The organism is Helicobacter sp. 23-1046, from assembly GCF_053654635.1.
Genome location: NZ_JBSIUS010000001.1, coordinates 664,765 through 678,692 on the forward strand (window position 1 = coordinate 664,765; position 13,928 = coordinate 678,692).

Consider the following 13,928-nt stretch of genomic DNA (forward strand, 5'->3'; position numbering starts at 1 on the left):
GTTTTGTTGGGGAGAATCTCAACTCTAAATGCTATAATGTGCGCAAAATTTGTTTTATTTAAGGTTTTGTAATGATTACACTAAAGCAGGCATTAAGCCTAAACCAAGAACAGCTCCAAGAGGTTTTTACCCAAATTAAACAAAAAGTCGCACAAAATATTGAGCTCAATGCCTATATTATGGAATCTAACGGCGAGATTCCCATTTCTACAAGCACAACGCAGACGCAAAATAAACTAGGCGTGCCAATTCTCATTAAAGATAACATTAGTGTTAAGGATTGGGAAATTACCTGTGCGAGCAAGATTTTAAAAGGATATAAATCCCCATACAATGCCACCGTAATTGAGAATCTCCACGCAAATGGAATGTGTGGTTATGGACGCGCTAATATGGACGAGTTTGCGATGGGAAGCACAAGTGAGTCGAGTTGCTATGGGCGCGTGAAAAATCCGCGTGATATTTCGCGTGTGCCGGGTGGTAGCTCTGGCGGTGGAGCAGCTGCGGTAGGCGGGGGGCTTGCTATTGCATCTCTTGGGAGCGATACGGGTGGCTCTATTCGTCAGCCTGCTGGTTTTTGTGGTTGCGTGGGGTTAAAGCCAAGCTATGGGCGCGTGAGTCGCTATGGACTTGTGGCGTATAGCTCAAGCCTAGACCAAGTGGGTCCAATCACGCAGAATGTCGAAGATTGTGCGATTTTACTTGATAGTATTAGCGGACACGATAGCGCAGATTCTACTTCTTTGGCTCTCCCAGCGACTAATACATTTAAAAACCTTGATAGCAATGTGCGCTACAAGGTGGGAATCTTGCCAGAGTGGCTAAAAAAAGCTGATGAGCCCACACAAAAGCGATATGAGGAAATTATAAAAATACTTCAATCAATGGGACATACTATCATAGACATAAATGCTCTTTCACAAAAGCCAATGCTAGAGACAGATTATCACATATCAACTTATTATATTTTAAGCACAGCAGAAGCCAGCTCTAATCTTGCGCGATTTGATGGCGTGCGATATGGGAGTAGGGCACAAGCAAACAATCTCAAAGAACTTTATCTTAACACACGCTCGCAAGGCTTCGGTGAGGAAGTCAAAAGGCGTATATTGCTTGGGTGCTTTGTGCTTAGCAGTGGATATTATGATGCGTATTACTTAAAAGCACAAAAAATGCGTGAATACATTAAATCTCAATATAGCGATGTATTTGCGTCTTGCGATGTGTTGCTAACGCCCATTGCTCCAACAATCCCACCAAAATTTGGTGCGACTAGCACGCCACTTGAAATGTATCTTAGCGATACTTACACTATTGGTGTGAATCTCGCTGGATTGCCTGCTATTTGCGTGCCATCAAGTAGTGATAAACAAGAGATTCCCATTGGAATGCAGTTTATCGGTGCTTTTGGAGCTGAGCAAGAGATTTTAAATGTCGCGTATGGATTGCAAAAGGAACTTGGAAATTCATAAGAGATTGTATAAATAAGAAATAATTAAGGGAGAATAAATGAAATCACTACAAAAAGCCTTAACATTTGAAGATGTGTTGCTTATTCCAGCGTATTCGGAGGTTTTACCCAAAGATGTGAGTTTGCGTACTCGTTTGAGTAAAAACATTACACTTAACATTCCCATTGTCTCTGCAGCGATGGACACAGTAACGGAATATAGGACTGCTATTGCTATGGCGCGTGCTGGTGGGATTGGTATAATCCACAAAAATATGGACATTAAATCTCAAGCAGACCAAGTAAGAAAGGTAAAAAAAAGCGAGAGTGGTGTTATTATTGACCCTATTTACATTTTAGCGGACGCTACTTTAGCAGAGGCAAAGCAAATTACTGATAATTACAGAATCTCTGGCGTGCCTGTGGTGGATTCTCATAGCAAACTTATTGGAATCTTAACTAACCGTGATATGCGCTTTGAGACCAATCTAAAGAAAAAAGTCGGCGATGTGATGACGAAAATGCCCCTTATCACAGCGAGTGTAGGCACGACACTTGAGCAAGCGCGTGAAATGATGCAAAAGCACAAAATCGAAAAACTCCCAATAGTTGGGAAAAATAATACTCTAAAAGGACTTATAACCATTAAGGATATTCATAAGCGCATTGAATATCCAGATTCTAACAAAGATGATTTTGGGCGATTGCGTGTGGGCGCAGCATTTGGTGTGTTTGATATAGAGAGAGCGCAAGAGCTAGTTGATGCGGGAGTTGATGTGTTGGTGTTAGATTCTGCGCACGGACATTCTAAAAATGTCATTGAAACGGTCAAAAAGGTAAAGAAAAAACTTAGCGTTGATGTCGTGGTGGGGAATGTCGTAACAGCAAGTGCCACAAAAGCTCTCATAGAGGCGGGTGCTGATGGGATAAAGGTCGGCATTGGTCCGGGCTCAATATGCACTACGCGTATTGTAGCGGGCGTTGGTATGCCACAGGTTTCTGCCATTGATGCGTGCGCACAAGCTGCCAAAAAGCACAATGTGCCAATTATCGCTGATGGTGGGATAAAATATTCTGGTGATGTCGCAAAAGCTTTGGCTATTGGTGCTTCTAGTGTGATGATAGGCTCGCTACTCGCAGGCACAGAAGAAACACCGGGTGATTTAATCCTCTATCAAGGGCGACAATATAAAAATTATCGTGGTATGGGGAGCATTGGTGCGATGAATAAAGGGAGTGCGGATAGATATTTCCAAGAGGGGACAGCACAAGATAAGCTCGTCCCAGAGGGGATTGAGGGGCGTGTGCCATATCGTGGGAAAATTAGCGAAGTTATCCATCAGCTTACAGGCGGACTTCGTAGCTCTATGGGCTATCTTGGTTCATCAAGCATTGAAGAATTGTGGCGTAAAGCAGAGTTTGTGGAGATTACAGCCGCAGGCTTGAGAGAATCTCATGTGCACGATGTGGATATTACTAAAGAAGCACCAAATTATCACGGATAAACCTAAAAACATAAGGAATAATATGGCACAAAAGACATTATTAGAGCAAAGCAGCGAACAAAAAGATTTTGAAACGCTTATAGCACAGGCAAAAGAAGTTGTCGCTAAGCTCAATGCGAATGATATTGGATTAAAAGATTCGTTGCTTTTATTTAAAGAGGGCACAGAGATTCTTAAACAAGCCCAAGATATGTTAGAATCTGCCAAGTTGGAATTTGAGGAAATTACCCAAAAAATGAAATCTTAAAATAACTTCGTAGCGCAAGGAGGCGTGTAAATGGAAATTGTCCCACTACTTACAAATGATTTGAATGTTGTTACTTTCTTATTGTTGTTAATGCGTTTTAGCGGGGTGTTTGCGTTTTTTCCATTTTTTGATTCCACGCTTATCCCTGTAAGTGTGCGTGGAGCAATGATATTTTTTATGACTTTGGTTTGCTTTCCATTAGCCCAATATAATTTAGGGCAAATCACAGTGGTTGATTTAATGGTGGCTGGACTTTTTGAGTTGTTGTTTGGATTTTTAGCGGGATTATGCTTGCAGATTGTGTTTGCGATGATTAGCTTTGGTGGCGAGATTATTAGCTTTTCTATGGGACTTACAATGGCGAGTGCCTATGACCCTCTAACAGGAGCACAAAAGCCTATCATAGCGCAACTTTTAGCAATCCTAGCTTTATTGCTTGCGTTAAGTTTTGACTTTCATCATATTGTGCTTATGCTTATTGCTCAAAGTTTGGATTCTGTGCCTGTGGGGAGTTTTGTCTTTGAGCCAAAAGGAATGGCGCATTTTGCTGGTGCGTTGGCGTCCTTGTTTGTCGTGGGCTTTAGTATGGCGTTTCCTATTGTAGCGATTATTTTGTTTTCAGATATTATCTTTGGTATGATTATGAAAACACATCCGCAATTTAACCTGCTTGTTATTGGATTCCCTGTAAAAATTGCTATTGCTTTTTGTGTGTTGATTGTTATCCTCCCATCAATGTATATGCACTTTAAGCGTGAGCTAGATAGTGCGTTTTATGCAATGAAGTCTATTTTTGCACCATAATTAAGCTAAAATAAATGATTTTTTGGCTAGAATGTCGCCTTAAATCCAATGTAAGGAAGTCCAATGAGAATGGAACAAATTGTCGCAAAAGCCCTTGATAGACTTAATAATGACCGCTACATTTTATCAAATCTCATCTTTGCACGCGTAAAGGAACTAAGTCTTGGTGCGCCCGTGCTTGTAGAAAATATGAATACAAAGACTCATAAACTCACTGATATTGCTATATTTGAAATAGCTGAAGGAAAAGTAACACTAGAGAAAATCCAAGACGAAAATGCTGATTTTTTTTAGAATCTTCTCTATGGATTCTCAAAGAAAATGAGGCAAGGATGTAGTTTTGAGTTTTTTTGAAAAAGTTGGAGTGGTTGATAGTGTCGATTTGGCTATAAATAAACTCCAATCTCTAACGCCACTAACCCCTAAAATCCAACAAGCAATCCAATGTGCTAGTGAATATCATCAAGGACAGCTCCGCAAAAGCGGTATCCCTTATATCGTTCATCCTATTTGTGTGGCGTGTATCGTAGCATTTTATGGTGGCGATGAGACGATGATTTGTGCGGCATTACTCCACGATGCAGTCGAAGATACGCACTGCACGATAGAAGATGTCGGACAGGGCTTTGGCTGGGAAATTGCTCATTTAGTCGATGCGCTCACAAAAATCGTAGAAATTCGCGAAGAAGAAATTGGCAATGCGAGCAATGAAAAACTTGTCGCTTCCGCGCTTTCTTTTCGTAAAATTTTGCTTGCTTCAATCAAAGACATTCGAGCGTTTGTGATTAAAATTTGCGATAGATTGCATAATATGCTGACTTTAGACGCACTCCCTCATCACAAGCAAGTGCGCATCGCAGAGGAAACACTTCTTGTCTATGCGCCAATCGCTCATAGACTTGGAATCTCATCGCTTAAAGCCGAATTAGAGGATAAGAGTTTCTTTTATCTTTTTCCCAAAGAATATGAGAAAATTGACTCGTATATTAGAGACAACTACCAATCCATTATTTTAAAACTGAATTCTTTTATAGATTCTATTCGCACTTTATTACAAACCAATGGCTATAAAGATAAGGACTTTGAGGTCGAACATCGAATCAAACGGTATTATTCTATTTATCAAAAGATGCAACGCAAAGGCGTTAGCATTGATGAAATCCTAGACTTGCTTGCAGTGCGCATAATCGTCAAAAAGCCACTTGATTGTTACAAAGTGCTTGGTATTTTGCACCTTAACCTTAAGCCTGTGGTTTCGCGTTTAAAGGATTATGTCGCAATTCCAAAGGAAAATGGCTATCAAACAATCCACACCACTATTTTTGATAAATCAAGCATTTTTGAAGTGCAAATCCGCACTTTTGATATGCACAAATCCGCACAATATGGAATCGCGGCGCATTGGAAGTATAAGCGCGGTGGAATAGACCCAAATTTAAATTGGGTAAGCAATTTACAATATCAAGACCAATCCATTGAGGAGTTTTATGAGCTTGCTAAAAATGATTTATACAAAGAGGATATTGTCGTATTTTCACCAAAGGGCGATACTTATAACTTACCTGTCGGTGCTTTGGTGCTTGATTTTGCCTATGCTGTGCATACCGATGTGGGGAATAGAGCAAAAAGCGCGTATGTGAATAACCAACAAGCCTCATTGCTCCAACCACTTAAAAACAGCGATATTGTGCGTATCATCACGGCTGAGGAGAATGAAGAGGTCAAGCCTCGTTGTAGTTGGATTGACGCGATTAAAACCTCTAAAGCAAAGTCTCAAATTAGAATCTCGTGCCAATCTCGCATTAAAGAAGTTGATAGGATTTCTGCGATAAATATTTTATCCACAATGTTTGAAAGAACCCCAGCACAAATACAAGAGTATCTAAAGGATTATAATTTAGATTCTCAAGTGCATAAAATAATGCACGACAGAGGTTTTTTTAAAAATACAAAAAATTATTTAAGGACACATTTGCAAAAACAAAAGGGAGTTTTAGATTTTTTTAAGCTTAATAATCGCTTCAAAGTGCGTCAGATTAGACTTGATAACATTGTCGTATTTAGCAATTTTTCTATTAACGAGGCGTTGTTTGATTATTGCTGTCAGCCAAAATATGGTGATGAAATCATCGCTATAAAAAACGAAAATAAAATATTTATCCATCATAAACTTTGTGCGAGGGCAAATGAACAAATCAAGCAAGATACACAAATGGTTTTTGCTCAATGGGCGCAAAACCAAAAGGCTGTGTATAAAATTATTGTCGCTTTTGAGGATAAACGCGGAGTAATAGGGCAGTTTTTAAGCACTTTAGCCAAACATCAAATACGCATACTGAAAGTAGATTACGATAGAATGAATAGCACATTTTCTACATTTTGTGAAGTGTTTATTGAATTTGCTGGGAGTGTCAAAACACTGAAAAATACGCTAGAATCTCAATACAAAATCATTGAATTTAGTGCATTAAAAGATGCGTATTCTTAAAATGGAGTAAATATATGAAGCAAACAAATCTCAACGACTTTGAAAACGAGCTAGATTCCAAAAAGAAACAAGAATTACAAGACGCTATGAATGAAATAGGGCGCGGTTGCACAGAATTTATCGGGCAGGAATATATTCGTGCGTTAGTGGCGAGATTTTTACATACTAAAGAGCGATTTATTGTCAAAGCGGGCTTTGACCCTACCGCGCCTGATTTACATTTGGGACATACTGTGCTTATTCAAAAACTTGCTACCTTTCAAAAGTTTGGCGGAGATGTGAAGTTTTTGATTGGGGATTTTACTGCGACAATCGGCGACCCAAGCGGGAAAAGCGAGACCAGAAAACCGCTCAGTAAGCAAGAAGTAGAACAAAACGCACTTACTTACAAAGAGCAGGTGTTTAAAATTTTAGATTCTGCACACACAGAGGTTTGCTTTAATTCTAAATGGCTTGGCACACTTGGCACAGCGGGAATCATCAATCTCACTTCAAAATTTTCTGTCGCTAGAATGCTTGAGCGCGATGACTTTACAAAGCGATATAAAAATAATCAACCCATTTCTATGGTGGAGTTTATGTATCCGCTTTTGCAGGGGTATGATTCTGTGGCGTTGGAATCTGATATTGAGCTTGGAGGAAACGACCAAAAGTTTAACTTGCTTGTTGGTAGGACACTGCAGCGCGCCTATGGGCTTAATAAAGAGCAAAGTGTGCTTACCGTGCCACTTTTAGAGGGGCTTGATGGCGTGCAAAAGATGAGCAAATCACTAGGCAACTATATTGGCGTAACAGAGGAAGCAAAGACAATGTATGCTAAAATCTTAAGTATTTCGGATTCTATGATGTGGCGGTATTATGAGTTGCTCTCTACAAAAAGTCTTAAAGATATACACCATTTACAATCCCAAGTACAACAAGGCACACTCCACCCAAAAGTAGCCAAAGAAAATCTTGCCTTAGAGCTTACTGCTCGCTATCATAATGAGAATCTTGCCTTGCAAGCCAAAGAAGAATTTGATAAAATTTTTACAAATAGGGAAATTCCAAGTGATATTGCTACTTTTGTATTCCAAAATGGTGAGTGGATTTGCAAAATTGCGCTAGAATCTAATCTATGTGCTTCGACTTCACAAGCGCGCAGAGACATTAAAGCAGGTGCGCTCAAACTTGATGGAGAAAAGGTGAGCGATGAGAATCTTAAGCTTAACAAAGGCGAATATACTTTGCAAGTGGGTAAGAGGAAGTTCGCAAAAATACTCATACAATAAAATAAGGATATTAAATGCTTAAACCGCTAAAAATAGGAAAACATACAATCAAATACCCCATATTTCAAGGTGGTATGGGTGTGGGTATCAGCTGGGATAACTTGGCTGGGAATGTTTCAAAGGAGGGTGCTTTAGGCATTGTAAGTGCCGTTGGGACAGGATACTACAAAAAAATGCAGTTTGCACAAAAGCTCATTAGTTCAAAGCCCTTTGAGGCGATAAATTTTTATTCTAAGCAAGCCTTAAATGAAATTATCAAAAATGCTCGAAAGATTTGTGATAACGCTCCACTAGGTGTAAATATCCTCTATGCTATCAATGAATATGGGCGCGTGGTGCGAGATGCGTGCGAGGCTGGAGCAAATATTATCGTTACAGGCGCAGGATTGCCAACTAATATGCCAGAATTTGCTAAAAATTTCCCCGATGTTGCGCTTGTGCCTATTGTCTCATCAGCGAAAGCATTGCGTATTATTTGTAAGCGTTGGATGGATAGATATGCCAAGATTCCCGATGCAGTGGTTGTCGAAGGACCGCTAAGTGGCGGACATCAAGGCTTTAACTATGAAGATTGCTTCAAACCAGAGTGTCAATTAGAATCTATCGTGCCTGAGGTGGTTAATGAGAGTAAAAAATGGGGGAATATCCCCATAGTTGCTGCGGGTGGCATTTGGGATAGAAATGATATTGATAGGATTTTTAAACTTGGCGCACAGGGCGTGCAAATGGGCACGAGATTTTTGGGAAGTTATGAATGTGATGCTGTGGCGTATAGAGAGATTATGCCAAGCGTGCAAAAAGATGATATTGAGCTTGTGAAGTCTCCTGTGGGGTATCCTGCGCGTGCGATAAAGATGGGCGTTTTATCACGCATTAAAGAGGGAAATGCGCCCAAAGTCGCTTGTGTGAGTAATTGTGTTTCGCCTTGCAAACGCGGTGTAGAGGCTAAAAAAGTGGGATATTGCATTGCAGATTCTTTAGGAGCTGCGCATTTGGGTGATTTGCAAAATGGACTTTATTTCACAGGAGCAAATGGATATAAAATCCAAAAAATCCAAAGTGTTAAAGAGATTATCACCGAACTCACAAGTGATAAAGAGTAGGTATGCGTGTTTTTATTCTTTCTTTACTATGTTGTTTATCTTTAGCTTTTGGTGAGCATAAGATTCTTAATATTGTCCCATTTGGGGATAATAATCTAAAAATTGTTTTTGATAGTGAGATTGCAGGGTTAGAATTAAAAGAAAGCAAGCTAAATGATGGGCGAGTGTTTGTCGATATACAATCAATCTTAGTTGTAGGCAAGAAAAATTTTGCTTTTAAGGATAATTCTACTGCTACCATTGCGCAAAACACGCCACAAATCGTGCGTATTGTCATTAAGCCAACAAAAGACTACGCACTCATCAAAGAAAAAGAGAATCTTTATGTGAAGTTTGGCGTCAAAGATTCCAAACCTTCTCAAGCACAATCCACCCAAACAGATAAAAACACCAAAGAATCTCCCTCAAAAGAATCACTAACCAAAGAAACACTAGAGCCCAAACCACAAACAAACTCTACATCTAGTAGCAAGAAAAAGAAAGTTATCGCCATAGACCCCGGACACGGAGGCAAAGATTGCGGTGCTATGGGTGTGGCGAAAGTATGTGAAAAAGTTATTGTTTTAGAAGTGGCAAAAGTCCTAAGCACAGAGCTTAAAAAGCGTGGCTATAATGTATTTATGACGCGCGATAAGGATACTTTTATTGATTTAATTAAGCGCACACAATTAGCCAATGATAAAAATGCGGATTTGTTTGTCTCTATACACGCAAACTCTATCCCTAAGGGAAAAAAATCTCCAAGTGGCATAGAAACCTATTTCCTTTCTAACAATCGTTCTGAGCGTTCGCTTAAGGTTGTAGAAGCCGAAAATATTGGCGATATTGAAATAACCAACTATTTTTCTAAGCAAATCACACTTAATATTATCAATACTCATCGTCTCATTGCCTCAAGCAAGCTGGCAGTGGATATTCAAGGCGGTATGCTAGAATCTGTGCGTAAAAAACATAAAAATACTATTGATGGTGGTGTGCGTGATGGTCCATTTTGGGTGCTAGCAGGTGCGTTAATGCCATCAATTCTTATAGAAATTGGCTATGTTTCACACGCCACAGAAGGAAAATTACTTACAAGAAAAGACTATCAAAAACTCATAGCTCAAGGCATAGCTGATGGAATTGATGAGTATTTTGAGAAAAATTAAGGCTGTATAATTTCATAACAAGGTAGGCAAAACAAATGAAAGTTTATACTAATCGCACTCACACCGTCCTCTCTAGTATCTTTTTCGCGCTTTTTTGTTGGATTATGATAAGCATTTTGGGTTCAGCTTACACGGAGACTTTTTCTTATATCTTTTTTATTTTTGTGCGTGATGGCAATGTTTTTGATGTAATAAAAACCACTATTTTGCTTTGTGGGGCTGGATTGTCATTATTTTTTGTGATTTTTTGTGCGATTAAGAAGAAAACAAATATTTTTTTAAGTCTTTTTATGTTTGTGTGTTGTGTTGGTTTTATTAGCATTGCTTTTTATACGCAAGATACACAAGAACAGGATATAAACGCGCTATTATCCATAGAATCTAGCATTGAGCAAAGAGACGCGTGGGAGATTTTGCTCGGGTATAAGGTGCGTATTTTGCTTAGTGTGTTTATATATGTATTTTTTATTTTTTTGCCACTTATTTTTACTCTCTTTGGTTTGCGGGCAGATTCCCAAAGTGCTGTTGGTAGGATTCTTTCTTTTATTTCCCCATCTCTTTGTATCGTTGTTATGGCACTTTTTGCTTGTTCGTTTCAGCCATATTATTATAGAGAAAATATTTTTGATTACTTGGATTTGTTTGCTCTTTTGTGTGGCGTGGCACTTTTTGTTGCTGTATTTATGAGAAATCGCCATAAACTTGACTTTTTTGGATACGCCAATGTTGCTGTGTTTGTTGCAGGAATGGTGTGTGTTTTGCTGTGTTCAGTAGTTTTGGCGTCAAGTTTGGATTATTTTGTAGTGCGTTATATGATGTATGCGTTTGTCTTTGTGAGCTGGATTGTAGAGTGGGGTAGTGCATATATACTTCGGGGGGGGGGGGGGAGTCTAAATGAGAATTTTCCCTAAAATCTCTTTAACCGTGTTTTTTAGTTTTTATTTGCTCTACTAAAGTTTTGGATTCTTAGCCTACAAAAGACACTTTGATAATTTGGCATTTTTTTTGCTTACTCATAGTGAAATTTTCACATTATCTATGGAGAGAGCAATGAAAAAAGTCATATTTCTTGTAATGCTAATGATTGGCGCGCATTTAGTCTTTGGTGAAGAGCCCATAGATTCCCAAGATGCTACTATTAAACAAGAACCAACCCCAGAACAAAACATAACACAGGATTCTCAACCTCAACTTCCACAGCTTGAGCCAACTCCCGAGCAAACCGCAGAAAATAACGCTGTTGAGCAATTTAATGAGCAAATGAGAAATGCTAATGCAGCACTAAATTCCGCGATGGCGTTTGCAAAAATGGGCGAATACAACAAAGCCTTAGAGCTTTTTACCCAATCTTGCAAGGCTGGAAATGCTGCTGGTTGCTTTGGTAGCGGACTTATCTATATGCACGGAATGACAAATGGTGTGCCAGATGCAAATACAGCGGTAAAGTATTACGCCCAAGCGTGCTCTGGTGGCGATGCTACTGCGTGTGCGAATCTCGCTCTTGCTTATGATAGCGGTAATGGAGTTACCCAAGACAAAAAACTTGCGACTGATTTATACACAGTGGCGTGCTCTGGTGGCGATAGTCTTGCTTGCACGAATTTAGGCTGGATGTATGCCAATGGCGTTGGTGTGCAAAAAGATTATGCAAAGGCTTTACAGGCTTATCGCTCGGCGTGTAATTTAGGAAGTGATTTGGGGTGCTATAATTTAGGCTTGATGACAAATACAAACAATGTCTATGGAATGACTAAAGACAAAATGGGTATATTAGAGATGAATTATGTTGCTTGCCAGCAAGGAGACTTAGTCGCGTGTGGGAATCTAGGCTATCTTTATGCTAAAGGCGAAGAGGGCGCAGAGCAAAGCTATTATTATGCGGCGAAGTATTTTAGTATCGCGTGTGATGGCGGTCATATGCAAAGTTGCAATAACTTAGGTGTGTTATATGATAGTGGCTCAGGTGTGAAGCAGAACAAAGCGCGTGCAGTAGAGCTCTTTGGGTTGGCGTGTGATTATGGCATAGATGGTGGATGTAGGAATTACGCTTCAATGATGAATTATGGTGGTTTATCCTCTAATACACTTGGTGGCTTGCTAGGGTTTTAATAAACATTTAGGATTTATATGCGTAAAAAACTCAGTGCATTGTATGGCGTTGCGCGTGGTGAGTGTAAGCGCATATATGATTACTTCGAGCAAAATCAACCGCTTATTTATGCGGCATCTTTGAGCTATTATAGTATTTTTGCACTCATTCCACTTTTGTTGGTGTTTTTTTCTATTTTATTGAGTTTGCCTCAATTTCAAAGCGAAGTGCAACATATCAAAGAAATGCTCCTTTCAAATCTCGTGCCTACGAACTCTGATGTATTTTCCCAATACCTTGATACATTTATCCAAAATGGTTCAAAACTTGGAATGATGGGTTTGGCGTATGTGTTGGCGACTTCGATTTTATTTTTTCGTAACTTTGAGTATGTTTCTACCAAAATGTTTAACTCTAAGCCTAGAGGATTCTTAGATTCTATTATTGTGTATTGGACGATGATTACGCTTTTTCCTATTTCGCTTGCGCTTTCGATTTATTTTAGTGGCGAAGTGCAAAAAACGCTTAAGGGTGTGGCGGATTTTAGCTTTTTGTTTGAGATTTTGCCCTATTTTATTACTTGGGTGATGTTTTTCTTGCTCTTTAAGATTTCGGCAAACAAACGCCTACCATTCATCTCGCTTGCACTCTCAAGTTTTCTTAGCACGGCAGTTTGGCTTATCACGAAGTGGGGGTTTATGTATTATATTTTTTACAACCAAACTTATAAAAGTATGTATGGACAAATTAGCATTTTATTGTTTTTAATGCTGTGGATTTATATTTCTTGGTTTATTGTGCTTTGTGGAATGCGCTTTTGTGAGGGATTTTCTAGTGATTTTGGGAGAAACGCCAAAGAGAATCTTGCCTAAGCAAGCACCCTAAAGATTTAACTTTTCAAGAATCTTGCAAAATCACTGGACAATGGAATAAGTTCCCTTATTTTTTGTGAGAATCTCAAGCAGATTCCCAGATTTAAACATATTGCAAATTAAAATAGGCAGTTTGTTTTCTTTTGCGAGGGCTATCGCTGTGTCGTCCATCACGCGGATATGGTCTCTTAGTGCATCATCATAGCTTACATTATTAAGCATTTTAGCATCTGTGAATTTATGCGGGTCTTTGTCATACACGCCATCGACCTTTGTCGCCTTGACTATGACATCTGCTTCAATCTCAACAGCCCTAAGTGTAGCCGCACTATCAGTAGTAAAGAATGGATTCCCCGTGCCTGCACCAAAAATCACTACACGCCCTTTCTCCAAATGCCTAATAGCACGGCGATGAATGTAGTTTTCACAAACTTCCCTAATTTCTATGGCACTTTGCACGCGTGTATCCACACCAAAAGATTCTAATGCTTCTTGCATAGCCACAGAGTTAATCACGGTGGCGAGCATACCCATATAGTCCCCACTCGTGCGCCGTATAAGTCCGCCTTGAGAAGCACTTAGCCCGCGAATGATATTCCCCCCGCCGATAACTAGCCCAATCTCTAATCCCGCGTCTTTTAACTCTTTAATTTCCTTAGCGATATATTCTAAGATACTCACATCAATGCCAAAACCACTTTTTCCAGCTAATGCCTCGCCTGAAAATTTCACTAACACACGATTATATTTTTTCATTTTTTCTCCTTATTGTTTTGGTATTGATTGAGGAATCTTGCAAATCCAACAATTCTTTAATGCAATCATAATATAAAAAAATTGCATATCACACTAATACAACACAAAAATTCTTTATTTACTTCAACAATAACACAAAATTTGTCTTGTATTTTTTAAGTTCTAAGCTGGTTTTAGAGAAATTTTTGTTTGTAT

The 13,928-nt window shown here is 39.2% G+C and carries 13 protein-coding genes; 12 read left to right on the top strand and 1 reads right to left on the bottom strand.

Features of this window, described 5'->3' with window-relative positions:
* The first annotated feature begins 71 nt into the window (after nt 1-71).
* The 12 genes from gatA to ACWIUJ_RS03260 all read left to right on the top strand — a co-directional run bounded on the left by gatA (nt 72) and on the right by ACWIUJ_RS03260 (nt 12,977).
* Nucleotides 72-1,472 carry an Asp-tRNA(Asn)/Glu-tRNA(Gln) amidotransferase subunit GatA gene (gene gatA, locus ACWIUJ_RS03205; protein WP_454168918.1) on the top strand — a complete coding sequence of 467 codons (1,401 nt, stop codon included), beginning with the start codon at nt 72-74 and terminating at the stop codon, nt 1,470-1,472.
* Nucleotides 1,473-1,509: 37 nt separating this feature from the next.
* On the top strand, nt 1,510-2,955 hold the full coding sequence (gene guaB / locus ACWIUJ_RS03210) for an IMP dehydrogenase (RefSeq protein WP_454151822.1): 1,446 nt from the start codon (nt 1,510-1,512) through the stop codon (nt 2,953-2,955).
* A 22-nt stretch (nt 2,956-2,977) separates the two neighbouring features.
* A complete protein-coding gene (xseB, locus tag ACWIUJ_RS03215) occupies nt 2,978-3,202 on the top strand; it encodes an exodeoxyribonuclease VII small subunit (RefSeq protein WP_454168920.1) in 225 nt (74 codons plus the stop codon).
* A gap of 30 nt (nt 3,203-3,232) precedes the next feature.
* On the top strand, nt 3,233-4,006 hold the full coding sequence (fliR, locus tag ACWIUJ_RS03220; RefSeq protein ID WP_454151818.1) for a flagellar biosynthetic protein FliR: 774 nt from the start codon (nt 3,233-3,235) through the stop codon (nt 4,004-4,006).
* Nucleotides 4,007-4,069: 63 nt separating this feature from the next.
* Nucleotides 4,070-4,300, top strand: coding sequence for a DNA-directed RNA polymerase subunit omega (locus tag ACWIUJ_RS03225; protein ID WP_454151816.1), 231 nt, complete (start codon nt 4,070-4,072; stop codon nt 4,298-4,300).
* A 46-nt stretch (nt 4,301-4,346) separates the two neighbouring features.
* On the top strand, nt 4,347-6,494 hold the full coding sequence (locus ACWIUJ_RS03230; protein ID WP_454168922.1) for a RelA/SpoT family protein: 2,148 nt from the start codon (nt 4,347-4,349) through the stop codon (nt 6,492-6,494).
* A 14-nt stretch (nt 6,495-6,508) separates the two neighbouring features.
* Nucleotides 6,509-7,765: a tyrosine--tRNA ligase gene (gene tyrS, locus ACWIUJ_RS03235; protein WP_454151812.1), complete on the top strand. Its 1,257-nt coding sequence runs from the start codon at nt 6,509-6,511 to the stop codon at nt 7,763-7,765.
* A gap of 14 nt (nt 7,766-7,779) precedes the next feature.
* Nucleotides 7,780-8,868 (top strand): nitronate monooxygenase, encoded by a 1,089-nt coding sequence (locus ACWIUJ_RS03240; protein ID WP_454168924.1) that lies wholly within the window; start codon nt 7,780-7,782, stop codon nt 8,866-8,868.
* A 2-nt stretch (nt 8,869-8,870) separates the two neighbouring features.
* A complete protein-coding gene (locus ACWIUJ_RS03245; protein ID WP_454168926.1) occupies nt 8,871-10,016 on the top strand; it encodes an N-acetylmuramoyl-L-alanine amidase family protein in 1,146 nt (381 codons plus the stop codon).
* A 35-nt stretch (nt 10,017-10,051) separates the two neighbouring features.
* Nucleotides 10,052-10,927 (top strand): hypothetical protein, encoded by an 876-nt coding sequence (locus ACWIUJ_RS03250; RefSeq protein ID WP_454168928.1) that lies wholly within the window; start codon nt 10,052-10,054, stop codon nt 10,925-10,927.
* A gap of 139 nt (nt 10,928-11,066) precedes the next feature.
* Nucleotides 11,067-12,125, top strand: coding sequence for a tetratricopeptide repeat protein (locus tag ACWIUJ_RS03255; RefSeq protein WP_454151805.1), 1,059 nt, complete (start codon nt 11,067-11,069; stop codon nt 12,123-12,125).
* Between the two features lie 18 nt (nt 12,126-12,143).
* Nucleotides 12,144-12,977 carry a YihY family inner membrane protein gene (locus tag ACWIUJ_RS03260; protein ID WP_454168930.1) on the top strand — a complete coding sequence of 278 codons (834 nt, stop codon included), beginning with the start codon at nt 12,144-12,146 and terminating at the stop codon, nt 12,975-12,977.
* A gap of 42 nt (nt 12,978-13,019) precedes the next feature.
* Here ACWIUJ_RS03260 and pyrH read toward each other — a convergent pair whose 3' ends face one another.
* On the bottom strand, nt 13,020-13,733 hold the full coding sequence (gene pyrH / locus ACWIUJ_RS03265; RefSeq protein ID WP_454151801.1) for a UMP kinase: 714 nt from the start codon (nt 13,731-13,733) through the stop codon (nt 13,020-13,022).
* Between the last annotated feature and the right edge of the window lie 195 nt (nt 13,734-13,928).